General features: G+C 68.2%; 24 protein-coding genes. 13 read left to right on the top strand and 11 right to left on the bottom strand.

Annotated elements, in window-relative coordinates:
- Nucleotides 1-107: 107 nt before the first annotated feature.
- The 7 genes from gstA to AC07PV_RS10560 form a co-directional block, all read right to left on the bottom strand.
- A complete protein-coding gene (gstA, locus tag AC07PV_RS10590) occupies nucleotides 108-716 on the bottom strand; it encodes a glutathione transferase GstA (protein WP_494630182.1) in 609 nt (202 codons plus the stop codon).
- Nucleotides 717-819: 103 nt separating this feature from the next.
- A complete protein-coding gene (locus AC07PV_RS10585; RefSeq protein WP_218296410.1) occupies nucleotides 820-1,590 on the bottom strand; it encodes a class II aldolase/adducin family protein in 771 nt (256 codons plus the stop codon).
- Between the two features lie 261 nt (nucleotides 1,591-1,851).
- On the bottom strand, nucleotides 1,852-2,568 hold the full coding sequence (locus tag AC07PV_RS10580; RefSeq protein ID WP_218339290.1) for an Ig domain-containing protein: 717 nt from the start codon (nucleotides 2,566-2,568) through the stop codon (nucleotides 1,852-1,854).
- On the bottom strand, nucleotides 2,565-4,280 hold the full coding sequence (locus AC07PV_RS10575) for a tail fiber domain-containing protein (protein ID WP_494601218.1): 1,716 nt from the start codon (nucleotides 4,278-4,280) through the stop codon (nucleotides 2,565-2,567). Before AC07PV_RS10575 ends, AC07PV_RS10580 begins: the two co-directional genes overlap by 4 nt.
- A 13-nt stretch (nucleotides 4,281-4,293) precedes the next feature.
- Nucleotides 4,294-5,877 (bottom strand): tail fiber domain-containing protein, encoded by a 1,584-nt coding sequence (locus AC07PV_RS10570; RefSeq protein WP_492806755.1) that lies wholly within the window; start codon nucleotides 5,875-5,877, stop codon nucleotides 4,294-4,296.
- A 201-nt stretch (nucleotides 5,878-6,078) separates the two neighbouring features.
- Nucleotides 6,079-6,543, bottom strand: a complete 465-nt coding sequence (locus tag AC07PV_RS10565; protein ID WP_218296414.1) for a carboxymuconolactone decarboxylase family protein — start codon at nucleotides 6,541-6,543, stop codon at nucleotides 6,079-6,081.
- Nucleotides 6,544-6,693: 150 nt separating this feature from the next.
- Nucleotides 6,694-7,605: an RNA polymerase sigma-70 factor gene (locus AC07PV_RS10560; protein ID WP_494630181.1), complete on the bottom strand. Its 912-nt coding sequence runs from the start codon at nucleotides 7,603-7,605 to the stop codon at nucleotides 6,694-6,696.
- Between the two features lie 355 nt (nucleotides 7,606-7,960).
- On the opposite strand from AC07PV_RS10560, the gene AC07PV_RS10555 reads away from it, so the two are divergent.
- Nucleotides 7,961-8,329 carry a VOC family protein gene (locus AC07PV_RS10555; RefSeq protein ID WP_494630180.1) on the top strand — a complete coding sequence of 123 codons (369 nt, stop codon included), beginning with the start codon at nucleotides 7,961-7,963 and terminating at the stop codon, nucleotides 8,327-8,329.
- A 30-nt stretch (nucleotides 8,330-8,359) separates the two neighbouring features.
- Here the strand turns inward: AC07PV_RS10555 and AC07PV_RS10550 are convergent, their stop codons facing one another.
- The 4 genes from AC07PV_RS10550 to AC07PV_RS10535 form a co-directional block, all read right to left on the bottom strand.
- Nucleotides 8,360-8,638, bottom strand: coding sequence for a YkgJ family cysteine cluster protein (locus tag AC07PV_RS10550; protein WP_218296417.1), 279 nt, complete (start codon nucleotides 8,636-8,638; stop codon nucleotides 8,360-8,362).
- A gap of 79 nt (nucleotides 8,639-8,717) precedes the next feature.
- Nucleotides 8,718-9,326: an NADPH-dependent FMN reductase gene (locus tag AC07PV_RS10545; RefSeq protein WP_218339283.1), complete on the bottom strand. Its 609-nt coding sequence runs from the start codon at nucleotides 9,324-9,326 to the stop codon at nucleotides 8,718-8,720.
- A gap of 80 nt (nucleotides 9,327-9,406) precedes the next feature.
- On the bottom strand, nucleotides 9,407-9,931 hold the full coding sequence (locus tag AC07PV_RS10540) for an anthrone oxygenase family protein (RefSeq protein ID WP_218296419.1): 525 nt from the start codon (nucleotides 9,929-9,931) through the stop codon (nucleotides 9,407-9,409).
- 143 nt (nucleotides 9,932-10,074) lie between these two features.
- Nucleotides 10,075-10,701 (bottom strand): Crp/Fnr family transcriptional regulator, encoded by a 627-nt coding sequence (locus AC07PV_RS10535; RefSeq protein WP_370628514.1) that lies wholly within the window; start codon nucleotides 10,699-10,701, stop codon nucleotides 10,075-10,077.
- Nucleotides 10,702-10,852: 151 nt separating this feature from the next.
- Between AC07PV_RS10535 and mnmG the strand changes: the two genes are divergently transcribed.
- The 12 genes from mnmG (at nucleotide 10,853) to lpoB (ending at nucleotide 22,280) form a co-directional block, all read left to right on the top strand.
- The gene (gene mnmG, locus AC07PV_RS10530) at nucleotides 10,853-12,829 is read left to right on the top strand and encodes a tRNA uridine-5-carboxymethylaminomethyl(34) synthesis enzyme MnmG (protein WP_494630178.1); all 1,977 of its coding nucleotides are present in this window, start codon (nucleotides 10,853-10,855) and stop codon (nucleotides 12,827-12,829) included.
- A gap of 2 nt (nucleotides 12,830-12,831) precedes the next feature.
- Complete coding sequence (rsmG, locus tag AC07PV_RS10525) at nucleotides 12,832-13,512, top strand: 16S rRNA (guanine(527)-N(7))-methyltransferase RsmG (protein WP_494630247.1); 681 nt, start codon at nucleotides 12,832-12,834, stop codon at nucleotides 13,510-13,512.
- A 139-nt stretch (nucleotides 13,513-13,651) separates the two neighbouring features.
- Complete coding sequence (locus tag AC07PV_RS10520) at nucleotides 13,652-14,266, top strand: LysE family transporter (protein WP_218296421.1); 615 nt, start codon at nucleotides 13,652-13,654, stop codon at nucleotides 14,264-14,266.
- Between the two features lie 33 nt (nucleotides 14,267-14,299).
- The gene (locus AC07PV_RS10515) at nucleotides 14,300-15,112 is read left to right on the top strand and encodes a ParA family protein (RefSeq protein ID WP_192426742.1); all 813 of its coding nucleotides are present in this window, start codon (nucleotides 14,300-14,302) and stop codon (nucleotides 15,110-15,112) included.
- Nucleotides 15,113-15,146: 34 nt separating this feature from the next.
- Nucleotides 15,147-15,689 carry an RBBP9/YdeN family alpha/beta hydrolase gene (locus AC07PV_RS10510; protein WP_492806764.1) on the top strand — a complete coding sequence of 181 codons (543 nt, stop codon included), beginning with the start codon at nucleotides 15,147-15,149 and terminating at the stop codon, nucleotides 15,687-15,689.
- Nucleotides 15,690-15,759: 70 nt separating this feature from the next.
- Complete coding sequence (locus AC07PV_RS10505) at nucleotides 15,760-16,056, top strand: cupin domain-containing protein (RefSeq protein ID WP_494630177.1); 297 nt, start codon at nucleotides 15,760-15,762, stop codon at nucleotides 16,054-16,056.
- Nucleotides 16,057-16,093: 37 nt separating this feature from the next.
- Nucleotides 16,094-17,017: a ParB/RepB/Spo0J family partition protein gene (locus AC07PV_RS10500; RefSeq protein ID WP_218296425.1), complete on the top strand. Its 924-nt coding sequence runs from the start codon at nucleotides 16,094-16,096 to the stop codon at nucleotides 17,015-17,017.
- 212 nt (nucleotides 17,018-17,229) lie between these two features.
- On the top strand, nucleotides 17,230-18,570 hold the full coding sequence (locus tag AC07PV_RS10495; protein ID WP_494597714.1) for a hypothetical protein: 1,341 nt from the start codon (nucleotides 17,230-17,232) through the stop codon (nucleotides 18,568-18,570).
- Nucleotides 18,571-18,580: 10 nt separating this feature from the next.
- A complete protein-coding gene (locus AC07PV_RS10490) occupies nucleotides 18,581-19,324 on the top strand; it encodes a class I SAM-dependent methyltransferase (RefSeq protein ID WP_218296427.1) in 744 nt (247 codons plus the stop codon).
- Nucleotides 19,325-19,651: 327 nt separating this feature from the next.
- Nucleotides 19,652-21,187 carry a COG3014 family protein gene (locus AC07PV_RS10485; protein WP_218296428.1) on the top strand — a complete coding sequence of 512 codons (1,536 nt, stop codon included), beginning with the start codon at nucleotides 19,652-19,654 and terminating at the stop codon, nucleotides 21,185-21,187.
- 35 nt (nucleotides 21,188-21,222) lie between these two features.
- Nucleotides 21,223-21,636, top strand: a complete 414-nt coding sequence (locus AC07PV_RS10480) for a YcfL family putative periplasmic lipoprotein (RefSeq protein ID WP_218296429.1) — start codon at nucleotides 21,223-21,225, stop codon at nucleotides 21,634-21,636.
- A 29-nt stretch (nucleotides 21,637-21,665) separates the two neighbouring features.
- Nucleotides 21,666-22,280, top strand: a complete 615-nt coding sequence (gene lpoB, locus AC07PV_RS10475; RefSeq protein WP_218296430.1) for a penicillin-binding protein activator LpoB — start codon at nucleotides 21,666-21,668, stop codon at nucleotides 22,278-22,280.
- Nucleotides 22,281-22,403: the final 123 nt, after the last annotated feature.

The following is a 22,403-nucleotide window of genomic DNA, read 5'->3' as shown; positions in this document are numbered from 1 at the left end:
CCTAGGCCAGGAACGCCGGGCAAGGGCCGCCCCGCAGCGAGGGCGTTGTCCCCCTGCCCGCGTAGCGGGAGCGGGGGGAAGGCGCGCAGCGCCTCAGGGGGGTGTCCCTATTTCAGCAGGCCTTCCACCTTCATGGCGGCCTGCACGGCGGGGCGGGCCGCCACGCGGGCGGCGTAGGCCTGCAGGTTGGCCAGGCTGGAGATATCGATGCCGGTGGGCTTGTGCCAGCCTTGCACGGTGAACAGGTAGCCGTCGGCCACGGTGAAGTGGTCGCCCATGACGTACTGCTTGCCGGCGAGCTGGCCGTCCACCCACTGCAGGCGCTGCAGCAGCCTGTTGCGCGCCATCACCTTGTATTCCTCGGGCGTGGCGGGATTGAAGAGCGGGGTGAAGCCGCGGTGCAGTTCCATGCCGATGAAGGTGAGCCATTCCTGCAGGCGGTAGCGCTGCAGCGTGCCGTTCTGGGGGGCCAGCATCTTGAGGGGCACTTGGTCGGCGACGTATTGCACGATGGCGGGGCCTTCGCGCAGCCGCGTGCCGTCGTCCAGTTCCAGCATCGGCACATAGCCCAGCGGGTTGATGCCGTAGTAGTCGGAGCCGTCCTGCAGCTTGTGCGTCTTGGTGCTGGCCAGCACGGGCGTGTAGGCCAGGCCGGCCTCGTGCAGTGCGATGTGCGGGGAGAGCGAGCAGGCGCCGGGGGAGTAGTAGAGCTTCATGGACGGATCCTCGTGAAAAGTGGGAACCCTCCGATGCTATGCGCTGCACCGTCTTTCTGCTGGCACGGGGGCACGGCCCCGCGCCCCCTCGCGCCACGGCGCCTCAGACGTCGTGGCCGGGCATGTCGCGCTGCACCTTGCGCAGCAGCGCGGGCCATGCAAACGCACCGCCCAGCCCGCCTGTCTGCACCCGCATGGCCTGGGCCACGCCGCTCACGATCTGCGGGTTCACCGAGGTCAGCGCGCCGCCGGCCTGCGCGTCGATCTGGATGCGGCAGGTGTTCTCGAAGGTGTACATCGACAGGAAGGCATCGGCGATCGTCCTGCCCACGGTGAGCAGGCCGTGGTTGCGCAGCATGAGGAAGTTGGCCTCGCCCAGGTCGGCCTGCAGGCGCGGCTTTTCCTCGTCGCGAAAGGCCACGCCCTCGTACTCGTGGTACGCCAGCGAGCCCAGCACGAAGGTGCTCTGCTGGCTGATGGGCAGCACGCCGCCCTGTTGCGCGCTCACGGCCACGCCGGCGCGCGTGTGGGTGTGCAGCACGCACCCCGCCTCGGGCCGGGCCTCGTGCACGGCGCTGTGGATCACGAAGCCTGCCGGGTTCACGGGAAAGGGCGAGTCGTGCAGCTTGTTGCACTGCATGTCCACCTTGATGAGGCTCGACGCGGTGATCTCGTCGAACATGAGGCCGTAGGGGTTGATGAGGAAGTGGTGCTCCGGACCGGACACCGACTCGGGCAGCTTGGCGCTGATGTGCGTGAAGACCAGGTCGCTCCAGCCGTACAGCGCCACGAGCCGGTAGCAGGCAGCCAGGTCGCAGCGCAGCTGCCATTCTTCGGGGCTGACGCTGTCTTGCAGGGAAGGGATGTTGAGCATGGTGGTGTCTCCGGCTTTTTGTGGGGATGGGAGACGCCACTGTAGGGCGGTGTTGCGCCAGGGTCTGTCAGGCAGGCTACACCTGACGCACTTTGGAGCAGCTTGGCGGCCTTGTGGCCCAGGAGCCGCCATGCATGGGTCTGGCCGTGACGCGGGACGGCCGGTGCTGTGTCGCTGCTGGCGCAGGAAGCCCAGGCAACCCGACCTTGTCGGGCAGCAGGCGCAGGCGCGCTTGGCTGCCCGTACGGCCGTGCCCGTGTGTCAGTACCGCTGCCGCTGCTGAAGTTGCCGCCGTCCCAGCCAGCCCAATCCCAGTGCAGCGAGGGCCAGCATCCAGGGGTCGTTGACCGGAATCGTGGCAGTGGCCGCGACGCTGATGTTCAGCGTGATGACGGAGGACAGGCCGTTGGCATCCGTGACCCGGATGACCAGGATGTAGTTGCCCAGGGTGGTGGGTGTGCCGGTCAGCATGCCGCTGGCGCTGAGCGACATGCCCGGTGGCAAGGCGCCCGAGTTGATGACAAAGGTGTAGGGGCCTGTTCCGCCCGTCACCTGGATCTGTCCGCTGTATGGCGTGTTGACGACGAGTCCGGGTGGCGGGGTGATGACCAGCGCACTGGTCACGGCGCCCGTGCCTGTCAGGTCCAGCTCGCGGCCCAGGAAGTCGGACACCGTGATGGTGAAGCTGTACGCCGCTGCGGTGGTGGGGGTGCCCGTGAGGGCGCCCCCGGCCGACAGGCTCAGGCCGGCGGGCAGCATGCCGGTGCTGACCAGGAACTGGTACGGCGCCACACCATTGCTGCCCACGAAGGTCACGCTGTAGGGCACGCCCTGCACCGGCACGGGAATGGTGGAAGGTGTGACGTTGATGCTCTGGGCGCCTGCTGCTGCACCCCACAGCAGCAGGCCGGCGGCGCCCGCTCCCGCGAGGAGGTGCCGGCACCAGGTGGCTGCAGCCCGCGCTGCACGGGCCATCATCGCGCGCCTCCGCGCTTGCGCGCAAGCTGCTGCTCCAGGGCCGAAAGGCGTTCCGCCAGGGCCAGGAGTTCCTCATCCTTGGCGGCCAGCTTCTGGTGCAGGGCCTGGACCGTGGCGGCCGCGAGGCCGGCGACATCGCTGGGCGCGAGCGTACGGGGGCTTTCGCCCACCTTGAAGCGGTGGTGCACGTCTTCGGCCATGGGGCCCAGGTGCAGGCTGGCGTTGAGGTCGCTCAGGTAGCGCCACGCATACAGCGGCAGTTGCGCCACCTCGCCCAGGATCGCGTGGACCGGTGCAGCGGTGATGTCGTGCTTGAGCGTGCGGCTGGAGCCCTGGCTGAGCGTGCCGGCCACCATCAGGCCGCCATTCGACTGCACCGACAGCGCGTTGCTGCCGCTGCCGCTGGGGGCCAGGCCCATGGCGGTGGCGGTGGCATGCTGGGTCCAGTACGCCGTGCCGGTGCCGTGCGCAAGGCGCGCGGCGATGGCGCCGTTGTTCTGCAGTTCCATCTGCACGCGCGGGGCCAGGGCAGCGCCCGCCGTGTTGTCGACCAGCAGGCTGCCGGAGCCGTCGGCGCGCCGCAGGGTCAGGGATGCCATGGGGCGCGGAGTCCCCATGCCGACGTTGCCATTGCCGGCGATGTCGAGGCTGGAGTGTGGAGCCCCGGGGCGAATGCGCAGGGGCAGGCGCGAGCCGCCCGTGACGTCGCGCACGAAGAAATTGGCCTCGTTGCCGGCAATGTCCCAGGTCTGGGCCGTGAAGCCGCTGACGTTGCTCTGCTCCTGCCGCAACCCCGGTGTGTCGGTGGACACCACATGCAGGTCCAGCACGGGCACGGCCGTGCGTATCCCCACGCGACCCTGCGGGCTCACGTACAGGCTGTTGGCCGGCGCTCCGGCCAGCCAGCGCACGGGGAACTTGGCACCCGTGACATCCTCGATGCCCATGAAGCTGGCTCCGCCGCTGGCACTGTCATTGGCGACCAGCGTCCAGTCATTGCTGGGAAACGGTGCAACGCGGGTGTCCTGAAACCCGATGCGCAGGTTGTTTTCCTTCAGCCGCAGGGTGTCGTCGCCAAAGCCCTCGTTGATGGCGCAGTCAAATCCCGCGCAGACGCTGCCCTGGATGATGTGGTCGTCGCTGACCAGCTGGTCCTTGGCCACCATGCGCGTGCTTGCGCTGGCCAGGGTGGAGCGGGTGGAGGGCGTGGTGGCGCTGTCGCTGCCGCTGTCTGCCGCGCCGACCTCGCCCCGGGGCGGCACCTGCGGTGGCAGCACGAAAGCGCCGCCCGCCACGGACACGCTGCCGCTGAGCATGGCACCGCCGGCCCCCGAGGGTGCGGACGGGACCAGGGCCGCCGTGGCGTCGTCGTGCCGCACGGCGCTGGTGGTGGGGGCGAGCGTCAGCTCGTAGGTGTAGTGCCCGTCGGGCAGGGGGGTGTCCTGCAGCGAGAACACCAGCGGGCTGCGCAGCGCGAAGTCCTGGGGCATGCCGCCGTCGCGCGCGATGCGCAGCACGGCGCGGCCATGGGGCGCGGCGGGGGTCCATTCCAGCCGCTGGGCCTGCAGGCGGGACGTGATCGCGGCGTCGCCTGGTGGTTGTGCCTGCACGCTCTGGCACAGCAGCAACGCTGCGAGCGCGGTGGCCATCATCAGCAAGGCCGTGGCGCGCGGCTGCGGCCTGTCCAGGAAGGCGTTGGGGTGGTGTGGCATGGCTGGCACCCTCTTAGCGCGCGGGCTTGGCGGGGGCCGCCATCTGCGCTTCCAGCAGGGAGATGCGGGCCCTGATGGCTGCGATGTCGGCTTCGCGTTCGGTCACCTTGCGGGCCAGCGCCTGCACGGCGCCCAGGGTCACGCCCGCGAGGTCGCCGGGGGCCAGGCTCCTGTCGTCCTGCCCGAGCTGGAAGATCTTGCGGAAGTCCTCGGCCATGGGGCCGACGTGGCGCTCCTGCGCGGGGCTGGACTTGTAGCGCCAGTGGTAGAGCGGCAGGCTCAGCACTTTTTCCAGCAGGGTGGTGCCGTTGACGGGTTCGATGCCCGTCTTGAGCGTGCGGCTGGAGCCGGTGCTCAGCGTGCCGGTGATGGCCAGGTTGCCGTTGGCGGCCAGCGTGAACTGCGGTGTGCCCGCGCCCTGTGTGGCCAGGGTGAGGGCCGTGCCGGAGGTCATGTCCCAGCCGGTGGCCGGTGCCGTGGTGAAGCGCAGCGTGGCGGGGCCGTTGTTGGCCAGGTTCAGCAGGGTGCGCGGGGCGGCTGTGCTGTTGGTCTCCTGCACCAGGACCTGGGCGGTGCCGTCGTTGCGCAGCACATGCAGCGCGGCGGACGGCGATGCGGTGCCCAGGCCGACGTTGCCCGATGCGGCAATGTCCAGGCTGCTGGTGGGCGCTCCAGGGCGGATGCGCAGCGGCAGGCGCGAGCCGCCTGTGAGGTCGCGCACGAAGAAGTTGGCCTCGTTGGAAGCGATGTCCCAGGTCTGCGCCGTGAAGCCGCCCGCCGAGGTCTGTTCCAGGCGGACCCCGGGCGTGTCGCCCGTCAGGGCGTGCACGTCCAGCACCGGCGTGGCGGTGCGCAGGCCCAGGTCGCCGCCGGAGCTGACGTAGAGGCTGTTGGTGGGGGCCCCGGCACTGACGGTGAAGACCTGGTTGCCGGAGGTCGCATCCTCGATGGCGAGGTAGGAGGCGCCGCCCGAGGCGGTGTCGTTGGCCTTGATCCGCCAGTCGTTGGTGGGAAACGGGCTATTGCTCGTGTCCTGGAAATGGATGATGGGATTGGCTCCCTTGAGCCGCACCGTGTCAAAACCGAAGTTCTCGTTGTTGACGCAGTCGAGGCCCGCGCACACGCTGCCCTGCACGATCAGGTCGTCCGCAAGCAACTGGTCCTTGGTGGAGAACGTGGTGGCCGCCGACTTGGGGCGCGGTACGGGCGCGCTGGACTCGGCGCCGCCGACCACCAGCTGGCCCTGGGCCACGACAAAGGAGCCGGAAACGATGCGCTGGTGCAGGGTGGCCTGGGCCAGCGCGGGGTCCATGACGAGCGGGGGATCCAGGCTCAGCTCATAGAAATAGCGTCCGTCGGCCAGGCCCGCCCGCTGGGGCTCGAGCACGATCGGGGCGCGTGGGAACGCCATGTCGCTGACGGTGCCGTCGGGGCGTGCCAGCCGCAACTTGCCCGCGCCGTGGGGTTCGTTGGCGGTCCAGGTGATGCGCTCGCTCTGGCGTGTCGTGGTGATGGACGCAGCGGGAGCCTGCGCGGCGCAGGTGGCGCCGACGAGGCTCGCCATCAGGGCCATCGCGGTTCGGTGCAGGAAGTTCATGGCGGTGGTCTCAAAAGCGGGTGGAAGCGCACGGGAAGGCCGGTAAGGCATCTTTGCGACACCAGTTACCCATGGAAACACTTGAGTTTGAGCGACAGGGACTGCGGCGTCAATCCGCAGTTGCGCACGGGAGAGGGGTTGTGGGGGCCGAAACCCTCTCCCGCGCGCCAGGCCCGCCCCTGCGGCGCGTGGGAGGACGCTTCAGCCCGCTTCCGGGATCGGGGCGCGCATCCCGGCGTTCACCAGGTTCCAGGCGTTGATCACGGCAATCGCAAAGCCCAGTTCGGAGATTTCGGTCTCGTTGAACACCGCCTGCAGCTTCGCGAATTCCTCGTCGCTCGCATCGCTGTGGGGCGTGGCGGTGATGATCTCGGCCCAGCGCAGGGCGGCGCGTTCACGCTCGCCGAAGAACGGCGCCTCGCGCCAGCCGGCCACGGCGTTCAGGTGGCGCGGCTCCATGCCGTCCTTGACCAGGTAGGTCCAGTGCATGTCCATGCAGTACGCGCAGCCGTTGATCTGTGAGACGCGCAGGAAGACGAGTTCGGCCAGGCGCGCGCCCAGCGGTCCCTTCTTGAGGGTTTCCGACAGGCTCACCAGGCCCATGAAGGCCTTGGAAGACAGCTTGTGGTAGGGCAGGCGGGCGGTGTGCTGGGTGGTCGATGGCATGGCAGATCCTTGGGTGTAAGTGGCAATGGCCTGGGGTTGAAAACGTTGGGCATGAAGGCTGCGGTGGTGTTGCTGCTGCTGCCTTTCATACTGGTTAGACGTGGCCGGGTCTGCCGCTGTGACACGGTGCCCCGAAAAAACCTCAGCGCGTCACCCCAGCGTGTCCGGGATGCCCGCCAGCTTGTCCGGGTTGCGCACGGCATAGATGGCCACGATGCGCTCGCCGTCCGTCACGAACGCCTGCGCCGATTCGATGCGGCCGTCCACGTAGCGCAGCAGGCCGGGTTCGCCATTGAGGAGCGCCATGCGGTAGACCACCAGCGCGCCCAGGCGGCGGAACTGCGCCCAGTACAGGTTGGCGATGCGGAACGGCCCCACCAGCGGCTTGGGAAAGGATGGCACCTTGCCGCCGCCGTCGCCAATCAGCTGCGCGTCTTCGCTGAGCAGCGCCTCGATGGCGTTGCGGTCGCCGCTTTGGGCGGCCCGCATGAAGCGCTGCAGCAGCTGGTGGTGCACGGCCTGCGGCACCTCGAACCGGGTGCGCGCCTGCTGCACGCGCTCGCTGGCGCGGTGCACCATCTGGCGGCAGCTGGCCTCGCTCTTGCCCAGCTGCGCGGCGATCTCGGGGTAGTCGTAGTCGAACACCTGGCGCAGCAAAAAGGCCGCGCGCTCCTCTGGCCCCAGGCGTTCCAGCACGTACATGAATGCCACCGACAACTCGCCCGCCAGCTCGGCGGCCGCCTCGGGGGTGTCGTGGTGGTGCGGTGCGTCGCCGTGGTGCAGTTCCACCAGCGGCTCGGGCAGCCACCAGCCCACGTAGGCCTCGCGCTCGGCCTTCAGTGCGCGCAGCCGGTCGATGGCCAGCCGCGTGACCACCGTCACCAGCCAGGCCTCGGCCGACTGCAGTACAGCGGTGTCCTGGCGGCTCCAGCGCAGCCAGGCGTCCTGCAGTACGTCCTCGGCATCGGCGCGCACGCCCAGCATGCGGTAGGCAATGCCGAACAGGCGCGGGCGCAGGGTGGTGAAGGGGTCGGTGGCGGTGGGTGCGGGGTTCGTGGTCATGGCGGTGTCGGGTGGCGTGCGGCAGGCAGGAGCGTGTGGGAAGACTGTTCCGTGGTCCTGCACAGACGTTGGAGGCAGCGGTGGTGTGACAGGGCGGCCTTGGTTGCTTTTATTTTGATAGCTATTGGCGCTTGTCGGTAAAGCGCTGGAGGCATTTTTGAGCAGAACCGAAGGCTGGGAGGAATGACCGTGTTGTACGCAACCGGGCGTGCGCAGGCAACCCCCGTGCGGGGCCCGTGACAGGGAAGGGACGGCCCGCGGAAAGGCCTGCGGCGGCCTGGCCGGGCCGTCATTGCGCCGGGCTGCGCGATGGTTCACAGTGCGGGTTTCCATCCCGCAACCCAAGGAGCGCAGCATGGCCCATGCATTGAACTGGTTCGAGATCCCCGTGACCGACTTCACCCGCGCCAGGACTTTCTACGAGACGGTGTTGGGCATCACCATTGCGCCCATGGAAATGGGCCCGACCAAAATGGGGATGTTGTCCTCCGACCCCGCCGCCGTGGGCGGTGCCCTCGTGCAGGCGGAGGGCAGCGTACCCTCGCAGAACGGGACGATGGTGTACCTCAATGGCGGCGAGGACCTGGCCCCCATGCTGGCGCGCGTGGAGCCGGCGGGCGGGGCGGTGGTGGTGCCGAAGACGGAGATTGGCAACGACTTCGGCTTCTTTGCCCACTTCATGGACACCGAGGGCAACAAGGTCGGGCTGCACTCGATGAAGTAGCGGGCGCGGACCCATCGGGAGGACCGCCGGTCACCCCGCCGGTTCGCCCACGCTCCCGGGCTCCGTCAGCCGCTCCAGCCGCGCCAGGAAACCCATGGCCTGCTCCGTGCTGGTGCCACACATCTCGGCCGACGGCATCAGCCCCCCGCACACCGCCGGCCGCTCGGGTTGCCCAAAAATGAGGCAGCGCGCACCGTCCCCCAGCTGAATGCACCGCACCCCCGCCGGTTTGCCCTGGGGCATGCCCGGGATGGGCGAGCTGATGGAGGGGGCGGTGCAGCAGGCGCCGCAGCCGGGGCGGCAGTTCATGGGTGGATGCTATTATTTATATAGCTGCTAGCGCTTATGAATAAAGCGCTAGAGGCCAATTTGATTCAAATTTTGGCGTTCACTGGCCAGCGGCAGCATCGCCGTGCAGGCAGCTGGATGCCCACAGCACCTGGTCGACCACGGCGCGCACGCGGTCGCGGTGGGCTTGCTGGATGAGAGCGCCGCCGTCGTCGAATGCGCTGCCGGCCGAGCCCAGCGCAAACGCCTTGGGTGCCAGCCAGCATTCGGCGTTGATGAGCAGGGGCGCCAGGTGGCTTTGCGAGCGCAGGCCGCCCAGGGCGCCGGGCGAGGCGCTGAGCATGCCCACGACCTTGCCGCGAAAACTCTTGCCGCCGTCTTGCCAGTCCGGGTGGCCCTTGACGGGGCTGGAGGCCCAGTCGATGGTGTTCTTGAGCAGGGCGGTGTAGCTGCCGTTGTACTCGGGCGAGCAGATGACCCAGGCGGGGTGCTGCCACAGGATCTCCTTGAGCCGGATCACGTCCGCCGGTGTGCCCTGGGCTTCGAGGTCGGCGTTGTACAGCGGGATGTCGAAGTCCGACAGCTCCAGCAGCGTGACCGTGGCGCCCGCGTCGCGTGCGATGGTGGCGGTGGCGTGGGCCAGTTTGCGGTTGAAGGACTGCTGGCGCGTGCTGCCGGCGAAGATCAGGAGGGAAGGTGTGTGGGGCATGGTGCCTGCGATTGGAGCACAGGCGCGTGGCAGGATTCCTGCAAGCCGGGAGGCCGGTGCGTGGCGCTGTGCCAGCGCGGCTACGTGCGGCGACCCGCAAGCCGCCCCACCAGCGACCCCAGCGCCGCCATGAAACAACCCAGGCTGAGCAGCGCGCGCCACAGGTTGGCGGCGTTCCACCGGTCGCGCACCTGGGCCCAGCCGGCGGGCAGGGCCTGGGGGTTCCAGGCTTCGGTGGTGTGGTTGAGCGGCAGGTTGACCTGCTGGGTGAAGAACACGATGCCCAGCAGGTAGGCCACGCCCACCCCGGCCAGCAGGCGCCACCATGGCGCGCGGTGTTCACGCCAAGCCGTGGCCAGGGCCAGCGCGCACCACAGCGGCGGGCCAAAGAACAGCACAAAGAACAGCGCGTGCCGCACGTTGCGGTTGAAGGCCGATTGCACGGTGGCGTAGATGGCGCCGTCCATCTGCAGCAGGGCCAGGTTGACGTTGGCGCTGTAGGTGCCGAAGAACCCTGCCATGAGGCCGAGCCACACCACGGCGAGGGCGTGGGGGATCAGGGAGAGCGGGGGCGGCGCGTTGCTGGGGTGCTGGGCGGTGGTCATGGGCGGGCTGGTGGGGGTGATGCCCGCACTCTGCCGGTAAGCCGCCCCCAGTGCCTTATCCTTTGATAAGAGCGGCTCACAAAACTCCCCTGGCGTCGTTGTTCCGTCTTGTCGTACCGCTTGTACTGCCTGCGACGGAACGCCTAGCCAGGGCCGCTACGCTGAGTTTTGCTAGCCGCTCTAAGCCCCATCTCGCTGCGCAGGCGCGACAGCGAGACATCGGTCACGCCCAGGTACGACGCCAGGTGCTTGAGGGCGATGCGCTCGGCCCATTGCGGATGCTGCTCCAGCAAACGGGCGTAGCGCTGGCGGGCGCTGAGCTGCAGAAATTCCTGCTCGCGCTGCATCTTGCCGTCGAGCAGGGCGCAGAGCACCCGGTGCTCCAGCGCGGCCCACGGTGCCCAGCCCGCGCCGGGCAGGGGGCGACTGGAATCGGTGGGCAAGGGCAGCGCCCACACCACGCTGTCTTCCAATGGTTCCACGTGAAACATCACCGGCTGCTGGCGCAGTGTGGGGGTGATGGGCCAGCACAGGGCGTCGTCCAGAAAGAAGTTCTTGTTGGATTCGGCCCCGTCGCGGTCCAGGTAAAACAGCCGCAGGGCGCCGCGCTCCACCCACCACAGGTGCCGCCAGTATTCGCCTGCCCGCAGCAATGGCTGGCCACGCTCCAGCACGCGCCGTTCGGCGCGTGCCCACCAGGCTTCCACGGCCGGGGGCGGGGCGCCAAGCAACTCGGTCAGAAAGAGGGTGAGGGGGTTGGAAACAGACACGGCCTGCGCAAAGTGGGAAAATCGCGGGTTGCCTGCTGGGGCGCCGGGCGCGCCCACCACCAGCAGGGCCGGTGTGCGGCGCCTTGGGTAGGGTGCTCCTGTGCTACCGGGTGTTTTGATTATCGGGCCCGCCAGGCCCCGGAGTGTCCCCATGTTGTATCCCCAGGAATTTGATGTGATCGTTGTCGGCGGTGGCCATGCGGGCACCGAGGCCGCGCTGGCCGCCGCGCGCATGGGCAGCAAGACGCTGCTGCTCACGCACAACATCGAGACGCTGGGGCAGATGAGCTGCAACCCCAGCATCGGCGGCATCGGCAAGGGCCACCTGGTGAAGGAGGTGGATGCGCTGGGCGGCGCCATGGCGCTGGCCACGGACGAGGGCGGTATCCAGTTCCGCATTCTCAACAGCAGCAAGGGCCCCGCCGTGCGTGCCACGCGCGCCCAGGCCGACCGCATCCTCTACAAGGCCGCCATCCGCCGCATGCTGGAGAACCAGCCCAATCTGTGGCTGTTCCAGCAGGCGGTGGACGATCTGATGGTGGAGGGCGACCGGGTGGTGGGCGCCGTCACGCAGGTGGGCATCCGCTTTCGCAGCCGGACGGTGGTGCTCACGGCCGGGACGTTCCTGGACGGCAAGATCCATGTGGGGCTGAACAACTACGCGGCCGGCCGGGCCGGGGACCCGCCTGCGGTGTCGCTGTCGGCGCGCCTTAAGGAGCTGAAGCTGCCCCAGGGGCGCCTGAAGACCGGCACGCCACCGCGCATCGACGGGCGCAGCATCGATTTTTCGAAGTGCACCGAGCAGCCCGGCGACGGCATGCCCGGTGGCGTGAACGAGGGCACCGTGCCCGTGTTCAGCTTCATGGGCAACGCGCAGATGCATCCCCAGCAGGTGCCCTGCTGGATCACCCACACCAACGAGCGCACGCACGAGATCATCCGCAGCGGCTTTGACCGCAGCCCCATGTTCACCGGCAAGATTGAGGGCGTGGGCCCGCGCTACTGCCCGAGCGTGGAGGACAAGATCAACCGCTTTGCCGACAAGGACAGCCACCAGATCTTCCTGGAACCCGAAGGCCTGACCACACACGAGTACTACCCCAACGGCATCAGCACCAGCCTGCCGTTCGACATCCAGTACGACCTGGTGCGCAGCATGCCCGGCCTGGAGAACGCGCACATCCTGCGCCCTGGCTATGCCATCGAATACGACTACTTCGACCCGCGCTCGCTCAAGAGCAGCTTCGAGACGCGGCAGATCCAGGGCCTGTTCTTCGCCGGGCAGATCAACGGCACCACGGGCTACGAAGAGGCGGCGGCGCAGGGCCTGTTCGCCGGCATCAATGCCGCGCTGCAGTGCCGGGGCGAAGCCGCCTGGCTGCCCGGCCGCGACGAGGCCTACCTGGGCGTGCTGGTGGACGACCTCATCACCAAGGGGGTGACCGAGCCCTACCGCATGTTCACCAGCCGGGCCGAGTTCCGCCTGCAGCTGCGCGAGGACAACGCGGACATGCGCCTGACGGAAGCCGGTCGCAAAATGGGCCTGGTGGATGACGCCCGCTGGGATGCGTTCAGCCGCAAGCGCGATGCTGTTTCACGTGAAACAGAACGCCTAAAGGCCACCTGGGTGAACCCGCGCAACCTGCCCGCGGCCGAGTCGGAGCGCGTGCTGGGCAAGAGCATCGAGCACGAATACAACCTGTTCGAGCTGCTGCGCCGCCCGGATGTGAACTACGCCAGCCTGGTGTCCATGGACGGCGGCAAGTACGCCTCCAGCGAGGTTTCACGTGAAACACTGGGGCCCTTGAGCGAGCCCGTGGTGGAGCAGGTGGAGATTGCGGCCAAGTATTCGGGCTACATCGACCGCCAGAAGGGCGAGGTGGAACGCGCCGCGCACTTCGAGAAACTGCGCCTGCCGCCCGACCTGGACTACATGCAGGTCACGGCCCTGAGCATCGAGGCGCGCCAGGTGCTCAGCCGCCACCGGCCCGAGACCCTGGGCCACGCATCGCGCATCACGGGCATCACGCCGGCGGCGATCTCGCTGTTGATGGTGCATCTGAAGAAGGGTGGCTTCAAGGAATTTGCCGTCGCCCCGTCCAAGGCTGAAGGCGAAGTCGCGGCATGACGATGACCGTACCCCACAACGACGCATTGCGCAGCCAGTTGCAGGCGGGTGCAGATGCTCTGGGCCTGGGCCTGGGCGATGACCAGGTCAGCCAACTGATGGAATTTCTGGCCCTGCTGCAGAAGTGGAACAAGGTCTACAACCTGACCTCGGTGCGCGACCCGCAGGAGATGATGACGCAACATTTGCTCGACAGCCTGGCGGCGGTGGCACCGCTGCGCCGGCACGTCGCTACCCTGGCGCCACAGGGCCTGGCAGCGGGCTCGGTGCGCCTGCTGGATGTCGGCTCGGGCGGCGGGCTGCCCGGTGTGGTGTTCGCCATCTGCTGCCCGGCGGTGGATGTGAGCTGCGTGGACACGGTGGGCAAGAAGGCGGCATTCATCCAGCAAGCGGCGGTGTCCTTGAAGCTGCGCAACCTGCATGGGGTGCATGCGCGCGTGGAGACATTGACGACGCCGTTCGACATCATCAGCTGCCGTGCGTTTGCTTCGCTGCCCGACTTCGTGACCTGGTCGCAGGGTGCGCTGGCCGCGCCCCACGGCGTGTGGCTGGCCATGAAGGGCAAGCACCCAGAGGACGAGATCGCCGCCTTGCCCGCGGGTGCGTCGGTGTTTCACGTGGAACCACTGACTGTCCCGGGCCTGGAGGCCGAGCGCTGCATCATCTGGTTGAAGCCCGCCTGAGGTTTTTTGGGACGGGTTTGCCAGCCGCTGGCATGCGGATGAGGGAGCAGGGCGGGGTGGTCGCTTAAACTCGGCTGCTCATCGTGGGTGCGCCGCATGTCGCGGCACCCCCTCCAGATCCAGCACACCGGGAGAGATCATGTTCGGCATCGCAGACTACGGCGCCTTTGTCGCCGCCATCGTGTTGTTCCTGCTCATTCCGGGCCCCGGGAATCTGGCGCTCATCACCTCCACCAGCAAGGGCGGCGTGCGCGGCGGCATGGCCGCCACCATGGGCGTGATCGCGGGCGACCAGGTGCTGATGTGGGCGGCGGTGGCCGGGGTGGCGGCCTTGCTGGCCACGTACCCGACGGCGTTCCATGCGGTGCAGTGGCTGGGGGCCGCCTACCTGGCCTGGCTGGGCTTCAAGATGCTCACGGCCAAGCCGGGGGCACAACCCATCCTCAACATCCAGCCGCGCCACTATTTCAAGCAGGCGGGGCTCATCACCCTGCTCAACCCCAAGGCCATCGTGTTCTACATGGCGTTCTTCCCGCTGTTCGTGGATCCGGCGCGCCACCAGGGCATGCTGACCTTTGGCGTGATGGCGGCTACCGTGGCGGTGCTGACGTTCCTCTACGGGCTGGTCGCCGTGCTGCTCACGCACCACCTGGCCGCGCGCATGCGCGCCAACCCGCGCATCGGCCGCGTGCTGGAAAAAGTGGCGGGCGTCTTTTTGATCGGCTTTGGCATCAAGCTGGCCATCTCCAAATAAAACAACGACAACAACACGGACTGCAACACCCACATGGCCAAAATTTTCTGCGTTGCCAATCAGAAGGGTGGTGTTGGCAAGACCACCACCACCGTCAACCTCGCTGCGGGCCTGGCCAAGATCGGCCAGCGCGTGCTGATGGTGGACCTGGACCCGCAGGGCAATGCCACCATGGGCTCGGGCGTGGACAAGCGCAGCCTGGACCTCACGGTGTACGACGTGCTGCTCGAATCCGCCTCGGTCAAAGAGGCCGCCGTGCTGTCGGAAAAATGTGGCTACTGGGTGCTGGGCGCCAACCGCGAGCTGGCGGGCGCCGAGGTGGAACTGGTGGCGCTGGAGCACCGCGAAAAGCGCCTGAAGGCCGCGTTGGCAGAGGCCGATGGCGACTACGACTTCGTGCTCATCGACTGCCCGCCGTCGCTCTCCATGCTCACGCTCAACGGCCTGTGCAGCGCACACGGCGTGATCGTGCCCATGCAGTGCGAGTACTTCGCGCTCGAAGGGCTGACCGACCTGGTCAACACCATCAAGCAGGTGCACGCCAACCTCAATGCTGACCTGCAGATCATCGGCCTGCTGCGCGTGATGTTCGACCCGCGCATTACCCTGCAGCAGCAGGTGAGCGACCAGCTCAAGGGCCACTTTGGCGAGAAGGTGTTCAACAGCGTGATCCCGCGCAACGTGCGCCTGGCCGAAGCGCCCAGCTACGGCTTGCCCGGCGTGGTGTTTGACCCGGCGGCCAAGGGCAGCCAGGCCTTCGTCGAGTTTGCGCAAGAGATGGTGGACCGCGTGAAAAACATGCCAGCTGCTGCATCTTCCATGGCAAAAATGGCACCTGGCGCTTGATGGACAAGCGCTGATAGCTATTGAATTGATAGTAATGAAGGCTTCCAACATCCTGCTGCTGCCCGGCTGGCAGAACTCGGGCCCCGGCCACTGGCAAAGCCTGTGGGAGGCCCGCCACGGCTACCACCGCGTGGAGCAGCACGACTGGATGCGCCCGCTGCGCGGCGACTGGTCGGCGCGGCTGGAGGAAACCGTGGTCGATGCCGATGGCCCCGTGGTGCTGGCGGCGCACAGCCTGGGCTGCATCCTTACCGCCTGGTGGGCTGCGCATTCGGCCAACGCGCACCGCGTGGTGGGCGCGCTGCTGGTGGCGCCGGGCGATGTGGAACGCCCCGACCTGGCCGCGCAGATCCACGGCTGGGCGCCCATTGCACGCAAACCCCTGCCGTTCCCGGCCGTGCTGGTGGGCAGCCGCAACGATCCGTATTGCAGCCTGGAGCGCGCCGAAGGTTTGGCGCAGGCCTGGGGCGCGCGCTTCATCGACTACGGCGAGCGCGGCCACATCAATGCCGAATCGGGCCTGGGCGATTGGGACGAGGGGCATGGCTGGCTGCTGCAGCTGGCCAACCCGGCATGAGCCGCTGGGCCCTGTGGCGCGTGGTGCGCCGTGTAGCCGTCAGCTACCGAATTTCTCAGTGATCCGATCCATGACCAAAGTCAACCTGCCCGCCATCGCCGACCAACTTCCCCGCGCCTGGAGCTCCACGGTCGTGGGCCAGGCCGCAGGCGCCAACGTCAAGGTGCTGCGCATGGACAACGCCGCCTACTCCGACGAGTCGCACGACTTTGACGAGGCGCTGCTGGTGCTCGACGGCTGCATGCGCCTCGCCCTGCAGGGGCAGGTCACCGAGGTGAACGCGGGTGAGGTGTTCATCGTGCCCGCTGGCGTGCCCCACGCGGTGGCACCGGGCAGCCATGGCACGCTGGTCATCATCGACCGCTGAAGACTCTTTCCCCATTCCTTTTCGCGAGAAGCATTTCATGGTCACCAAAAAACCCAAGGGCCTCGGCCGAGGCCTCGAAGCCCTGCTGGGCCCCAAGGTCGAAGAAAAAGTGGAACAGGCCCAGGCGGCTGAAGCCGGGCTGCCCAGCAGCCTGCCGCTGTCTGAACTGGTGCCCGGCGTGTACCAGCCCCGCACGCGCATGGACGAAGGGGCGCTGTATGAGCTGGCCGAGTCCATCAAGGCCCAGGGCATCATGCAGCCCATCCTGGTGCGGCGCCTCACGGGCGGGGAGCACGCGGGCAAGTACGAAATCATCGCAGGCGAGCGGCGCTTTCGGGCCTCGCGCCTGGCGGGCCTGGCCGAGGTGCCGGTGCTGGTGCGCGATGTGCCCGACGAGTCGGCGGCGGCCATGGCGCTCATCGAGAACATCCAGCGCGAAGACCTCAACCCGCTGGAAGAAGCCCACGGGCTGCAGCGCCTGGTCAAGGAATTCGGGCTCACGCACGAGCTGGCCGCGCAGGCCGTGGGCCGCTCGCGCAGCGCCGCCAGCAACCTGCTGCGCCTGTTGAACCTGGCCGAGCCCGTGCAGACCATGCTGATGGCCGGCGACATCGACATGGGCCATGCGCGCGCGCTGCTGTCGCTGGACCGCGCCGCGCAGATCACGGCGGGCAACCAGATCGCGGCCAAGAAACTGTCGGTGCGCGAGGCCGAGGCCCTGGTCAAGAAGATCGGCGCCGAGTTCAGCCTGGTGCCGCAAAAGCCCCAGAAGGAAAAGTCGCGCGACTTGAAGCGCGTGGAGGAAGAACTCTCGGACCTGCTCATGGCCGAGGTCGAGGTGCGCGTGAAAAAGCGCGTGAAGCGCCACGGCCGGGTGGAGGACATGGGCGAGCTGGCGATCCAGTTCGGCTCGCTGGAGGCCTTGAACGGGCTGATCGACCGCCTGCGGGGTCAGGCCTAGCCTTCTTGTGCCGGGGATGTGTGAAATAGCGCACACAAGCGGTTTCCACACGTAACTTGCGCAGGCAAAATGCGTCTGTGCGGGGCCTACACTGCGCTGCGTTCAACACACCCGGGTTGACCGCAAGGCCTCTTCACAGGGCGGCGATACAGCCGCCCTGCGGCCCACGATGGTTTGCCGGGTGATCCATGCATCTCCTGGAGCAGACCCCCATGACCCCTTTGCGCTTCGTCCTGACCCCCGCCTGCCTGGCCGTTGGCCTGTGCATCGCCAGCCTGGGCGCCCAGGCCCAAAACACCAAACCCCCCAAGGTCCAGCTGTGGATGGACGTGTCCACCGGCACCATGGCGGGCATGCCCGAGATGGACAGCCTGCCCGGCGGGGGCGGCATGCTCGGCGGCCTCATGGGCGGCGGCGCGCAGGGCAGGGCGGGCGGTGGCAACACGGCCTACGGCAACGCCCGCGCCATGTCCATCATGCCGCCGCGTGTCATCGACATCGCCTTGCACAACACCCTGCGCCCCGGCGTCGAGGCCAGCCAGGCCATTCCGGCGGGCATGCGCATGGGCGAATCCCTGCCGCTGGTCCCCCCGCGCGCACAGCCCACCCAGACCGAGCCGGGTGAGGTGCCCCAGGAATACCAGCAGCACCAGCCCAAGGGCCGCATCCTGCTGTACTGGGGCTGCGGGAGCGCGGTGCGCGCGGGCCAGCCGCGCGTGATCGACCTGGCGCGCGCCAAGCCGTCCGACTATGCCCAGGCCTTCGCCGGCCGCGCCGTGCCCGACCGGGGGCCGCGCGTGGGCCCCTCCTATGCGCTGTACCCCAACGAACGCAACCAGGTGAGCCTGTCGGCGGGCAGCTCCCTGGTGGGCGAACACCAGGTGCGCGGCGATGGCGTGCCTGCATCCATGAAGTTCACGCTCGGTGCCGCGCAGGACCTGATGCCCGCCATCGACCTGCGCACCACCGGCAAGCCGCAGGACAGCATGGGCACCAGCTGGCAGCCCGTGCGCAATGCGCGCGCCTACTACCTGCACGCCATGTCGCAGAACGGGGACGACCTCGTGATGTGGTCCAGCGCCGAAACGCCCGACACGGGCATGGGCCTGTTCGACTACCTGTCGCCCGCCACCATCGACCGCTGGCTCAAGGAGCGGGTGCTGCTCTCGCCCGAAACCACGCAGTGCGCCATCCCGCAGGGCATCTTCGCGGGCGGCGGGCGCGATGCCACGCCCATGCTGCGCATGATGGCCTACGGCGGCGAAAGCCACATCGTGCACCCCCCGCGCCCGGCCGACCCCAAGGCAGCCTGGGAGCCCGAGTGGGCCGTGCGCGTGCGCGTCAAGTCGCACACCATGGCCATGCTGGGCGAAGAGATGCAGGGGCGGCGCGGCGGCAGCATGGGCACGGCACCCGGCGCACCCTCGGGCGGCGCCTATTCCAGCGGCATGGGCGGCGCGCCGGCAGGCCAGCAGCCAGCGGGCGAGGGTGGCACGGATGCAGGCAACGTGGTCAACCCCGTCAACCTGCTGCGCGGCATTTTTGGCCGCTGAGCACGAACCCATGCTGGCCCTGCGCATGCCCTGGCCCCTGCCCGCGTTGCTGGCGTGGGCGTGCGCGTGGCTCATTTTTGTGGCCCTGCAGCGCGCGGTCCCACCGGTGGCGGCCTTGCTGGCCGCCTGCCTGATCGGGACGGCGGCCAGCGTGCTGGGCGGCAGCTGGTGGCGGCGCGGGCTGATCGCGGCGGGCTTTCCGCTGTCGCTGGCGCTGCTGGGCGCGGCCAGCCTGCCCACCTGGGCGTGGCTGGTGCCGCTGGCGTTGCTGCTGCTGGTCTACCCGCTCAACGCCTGGCGCGATGCGCCGCTGTTTCCCACGCCCCACCATGCGCTGCAGTCCCTGGCCTCGCAGGCCCCGCTGCCGCTGGGGGCGCGGGTGCTGGACGCGGGCAGCGGCGTGGGCGATGGCCTGAAGGCACTGCGCCACGCCTACCCGGCCGCGCAGCTGGAGGGCATCGAATGGAGCTGGCCCCTGCGCCTGCTGTGCGCCCTGCGGTGCCCCTGGGCCCGCGTGCGGCGCGCCGACATGTGGGCCGAGGACTGGAGCCCCTACCGCATGGTGTACCTGTTCCAGCGGCCCGAGAGCATGGCCCGCGCCGCCGCCAAGGCCCAGGCCGAGCTGGCGCCCGGCGCGTGGCTGGTGAGCCTGGAATTCGCGATCCCCGGCGTGCTGCCCAGCGTGCAGCTGCGCGCGCCGGGGGGCCGCGTGGTGTGGCTCTACCGCATGCCGCTCAACCGTGTGGAGGCATGAGATGCCACTGTTCCATGGCGATTTGAGCCGTTCGGCGCGGTTACAGAAAAGATACAAGCTTTTGCTACATTGCGTCCCTGGCTACAACCCCATACAAAACTACCAAGAAACTCACAGCCAGAGGGGGCTGCCAGCAGCACGTGAAAGCGCCGGGAGGGGGCGCACGCGCAGCGAGCACCTTCCTTGTCCGGATCTCCCATCCTGCAGGCGCTTTCCGCCGTCGCGGCGCACCTCCCTGACCGGTGCGCGCCTGGCGTGGCGCGGCCTTGCGCGTGGGCAGTGCCGGGGTTTTCTGGTGCGCAACCGACCGATCTGCAAGGAGCATCCATGACCGCCCACCCATCCCGTTTCCGCCCGCGCCTTCTGTGGGTGCTGGCCCTGAGCGCCGCCCTCACGGGCTGCGCCACCATGCAGAGCCATGACAAGCTGGCGACCGACATGCAGAACGCCGGGCGCAGCGGCGGCATTCCCGCGGCCATCGCCCAGCTCGAGAGCACCGCCAAGACCGAGGAAGAAAAGACCGCGCTCCTGTTCAACATGGAACGCGGCGAGCTGCTGCGCATGGACCGCCGCTACCCCGACAGCACCAACGCCTTCCTGCTGGCCGACATCAAGGTCAAGGAATGGGAAGAAACCGCCAAGACCAACCCCAGCAAGCTCATGGGCACCGTGGGCGCCGCGCTGATCAGCGAACGCCTGAAGGTCTATGAAGGCCAGGACTATGAAAAGGTGTGGGTGACCACGCGCCTGGCGCTCAACCGCATGGCCGTGGGCGACTTCGAGAACGCCCGCGTGGACATCAAGCGCACCCACGAGCGCGAGGCCATCATTGCCGAGTTCCGTGCCAAGGAAACCCTGGCGGCGGAAGAAGAAGCCAAGTCCAAGGGCGCCACCTCGGGGGGCAAGGAACTCAACGGCTACCCCGTCGAGACGCTCAACGACCCCGAGGTGCTGGCCCTCAAGAACGGCTACCAGAACGCCCTTTCGCACTACCTCGCCGGCTTCCTGTACGAAATGCTCAACGAGCCCGGCCTGGCCGCGCCCGGCTACCGCAAGGCCATCGAGCTCAAGCCCGAAACCGGCGTGCTCGAAGAAGGCCTGCGCGGCCTGGACACCCGCACCGGCTTCACCTGGAAGCGCCGCCAGCGCATGACCGACGTGCTCTTCATCGTGGAAGCCGGTGACGCCCCCGCGCGCAAGCCCAAGGCCTTCACGCTTCCGGTGCCCACGGGCCGGGGCATGGTCACGGCCAGTATTTCCTACCCCGTGATCGAGCCGTCCAAGGACGCGCTGCTGACCACCATCTCCGCCGCGGGCACCGACCTCAAGCTCGAAAAGGTGGTGGACGTGAACGTGATGGCGCGCCGCGCGCTCAAGGACGAAATGCCCGGCATGGTGCTGCGCGGCTTCACCCGCGCCGTGGCCAAGGGCGTGCTGCAGAACGAGCTGCAAAAGCGCGGCGGCCTGATCGGCGGCATCATCGGCGCGGCGGCCTCGGTGGCCACCGAGCAGGCCGACGACCGCATGTGGCGCATGCTGCCCGGCCGCGTGTACGTGGCCCGTGGCTACCTGCCACCGGGCGAGCACGTGGTGAGCGTGAACGGCCGCCAGCTGCCCCAGCCCATCAAGATCGACGGCCAGTACGCCCTGGTGCCCCTGCGCATGTACGACAACAGCGTGCTGACCGGCGATGTGGCCATGCTGGGCCAGCTGCCCACCGTGGCCGCCGCGCCGCAGCCCGCCGCCGCAGAGCCTGCCACCACCGTGCGCACGACGACCACCACCACCAGCCGGACGCGCTCGGTGCCCAAGTCGGTGGTCAAGTCCACCTCGGCCACGCCCGCGCCCGCCGCCAAGAACTGAAACCGCACATGTCCCATTTCCAAGGAGCCTCTGGCATGAGAACCCGTTTTGCCCTTGCCGCCGCCGCACCCGCCATCGCGTGCGCGGCCCTCACCCTGACCCTGGCCACCGCGGCCCGCGCCCAGCTGCACGACCCGGCCACGCCGCTGGCCGTGGCCTCCAAGGTGGCGCTGCGCGGCGAGGCCAACAGCATCGCCGTGCGCGAGATGCGCATCGTGCGCAAGAACGACATCCTCGTCGTGCAGGCCGACATGGCCAACATGGGCCGCACCGACCGCACCGTGTTCTATCGCTTCAAGTGGCTGGACAACGTGGGCAACCAGGTGGGCGACGGCGAATCGTGGAAGCAGATGAGCGTGCTCGGCCTGGGCCAGCAGACCGTCAAGAGCGTGGCGCCGACCAGCGCCGCCGTCGACCTGCGCCTGGAAATGAACGTAGAACCGCGCTGAACACCACAGTGCCGACCGGAGAAAACAACATGCAACGCAACACCATTCAGCGCACCACGCTCATCCTGGCCTTCGCGGCCAGCACCCTGGCCCTCTCGGCCTGCCAGAACCTGTCCTCGCCCACCGTGCGTTTTGACCGCCAGGTCAACTACGGCGACGCCAAGGCCGTCGAGCTGGTGACCAACGAGTTCGGCTCCACCGACCTGCAGATGATCGCCGAGAAGATGACCGGCGGCCTGCTCGAAACCGGCATCTTCCAGGGCCGCCCCACGGTGACGATCTCCACCGTGAAGAACAAGACCAGCGAGTACATCGACACCACCAACGTGATGAACTCGATCCAGACGGCGCTGGTCAAGTCGGGCAAGGTGCGCTTCGTGCGCTCCATCAACGAGATGCAGGCCGGTGTGGACGAGCTGCAGCGCCAGAACCAGAGCGGCCTGTACAAGCAGGGCACCACCGCCAAGGTCGGCCAGATGACGGCCGCCAAGTACAGCATGGAAGGCGAGCTCACCAGCATCGTCAAGCAGAACAACGCGACCAAGGACGTGTACTACAAGTTCACGCTCAAGCTGTTCGATGTGCAGGAAGGCACGATCGAGTGGCAGGATGAAAAAGAGATCCGCAAGACAAGCAAGCGATAAGAAGTAGGCAACCCCCTGAGCGGCTGCGCCGCTTCCCCCTTTCTCTCGCGCTGCGCGCGGGAAGGGGGACGCCGCCAGTGCGGCGGGGCGGCCCTTGCACGGCGGCTGCTGGCCTGGGCCGCG

Source organism: Acidovorax sp. GW821-FHT09A11, from assembly GCF_059418365.1.
The sequence above is the reverse complement of the archived record's forward strand: the minus strand, read 5'-3'. Positions and strand labels throughout refer to the sequence as shown.

Excerpts from the sequence above, each read along its gene's own strand:
- AC07PV_RS10500 (WP_218296425.1), top strand. The coding sequence starts at position 16,094 with ATGGTCACCAAAAAACCCAAGGGCCTCGGCCGAGGCCTCGAAGCCCTG.
- rsmG (WP_494630247.1), top strand. The coding sequence starts at position 12,832 with ATGACCGTACCCCACAACGACGCATTGCGCAGCCAGTTGCAGGCGGGT.
- AC07PV_RS10505 (WP_494630177.1), top strand. The coding sequence starts at position 15,760 with ATGACCAAAGTCAACCTGCCCGCCATCGCCGACCAACTTCCCCGCGCC.
- AC07PV_RS10545 (WP_218339283.1), bottom strand. The coding sequence starts at position 9,326 with ATGCCCCACACACCTTCCCTCCTGATCTTCGCCGGCAGCACGCGCCAG.
- AC07PV_RS10485 (WP_218296428.1), top strand. The coding sequence starts at position 19,652 with ATGACCGCCCACCCATCCCGTTTCCGCCCGCGCCTTCTGTGGGTGCTG.
- AC07PV_RS10555 (WP_494630180.1), top strand. The coding sequence starts at position 7,961 with ATGGCCCATGCATTGAACTGGTTCGAGATCCCCGTGACCGACTTCACC.
- gstA (WP_494630182.1), bottom strand. The coding sequence starts at position 716 with ATGAAGCTCTACTACTCCCCCGGCGCCTGCTCGCTCTCCCCGCACATC.
- AC07PV_RS10495 (WP_494597714.1), top strand. The coding sequence starts at position 17,230 with ATGACCCCTTTGCGCTTCGTCCTGACCCCCGCCTGCCTGGCCGTTGGC.
- AC07PV_RS10510 (WP_492806764.1), top strand. The coding sequence starts at position 15,147 with ATGAAGGCTTCCAACATCCTGCTGCTGCCCGGCTGGCAGAACTCGGGC.
- AC07PV_RS10585 (WP_218296410.1), bottom strand. The coding sequence starts at position 1,590 with ATGCTCAACATCCCTTCCCTGCAAGACAGCGTCAGCCCCGAAGAATGG.
- AC07PV_RS10580 (WP_218339290.1), bottom strand. The coding sequence starts at position 2,568 with ATGATGGCCCGTGCAGCGCGGGCTGCAGCCACCTGGTGCCGGCACCTC.
- mnmG (WP_494630178.1), top strand. The coding sequence starts at position 10,853 with ATGTTGTATCCCCAGGAATTTGATGTGATCGTTGTCGGCGGTGGCCAT.
- AC07PV_RS10480 (WP_218296429.1), top strand. The coding sequence starts at position 21,223 with ATGAGAACCCGTTTTGCCCTTGCCGCCGCCGCACCCGCCATCGCGTGC.
- AC07PV_RS10515 (WP_192426742.1), top strand. The coding sequence starts at position 14,300 with ATGGCCAAAATTTTCTGCGTTGCCAATCAGAAGGGTGGTGTTGGCAAG.
- AC07PV_RS10570 (WP_492806755.1), bottom strand. The coding sequence starts at position 5,877 with ATGAACTTCCTGCACCGAACCGCGATGGCCCTGATGGCGAGCCTCGTC.
- AC07PV_RS10520 (WP_218296421.1), top strand. The coding sequence starts at position 13,652 with ATGTTCGGCATCGCAGACTACGGCGCCTTTGTCGCCGCCATCGTGTTG.
- AC07PV_RS10560 (WP_494630181.1), bottom strand. The coding sequence starts at position 7,605 with ATGACCACGAACCCCGCACCCACCGCCACCGACCCCTTCACCACCCTG.
- AC07PV_RS10540 (WP_218296419.1), bottom strand. The coding sequence starts at position 9,931 with ATGACCACCGCCCAGCACCCCAGCAACGCGCCGCCCCCGCTCTCCCTG.
- AC07PV_RS10575 (WP_494601218.1), bottom strand. The coding sequence starts at position 4,280 with ATGCCACACCACCCCAACGCCTTCCTGGACAGGCCGCAGCCGCGCGCC.
- AC07PV_RS10550 (WP_218296417.1), bottom strand. The coding sequence starts at position 8,638 with ATGAACTGCCGCCCCGGCTGCGGCGCCTGCTGCACCGCCCCCTCCATC.
- lpoB (WP_218296430.1), top strand. The coding sequence starts at position 21,666 with ATGCAACGCAACACCATTCAGCGCACCACGCTCATCCTGGCCTTCGCG.
- AC07PV_RS10565 (WP_218296414.1), bottom strand. The coding sequence starts at position 6,543 with ATGCCATCGACCACCCAGCACACCGCCCGCCTGCCCTACCACAAGCTG.
- AC07PV_RS10490 (WP_218296427.1), top strand. The coding sequence starts at position 18,581 with ATGCTGGCCCTGCGCATGCCCTGGCCCCTGCCCGCGTTGCTGGCGTGG.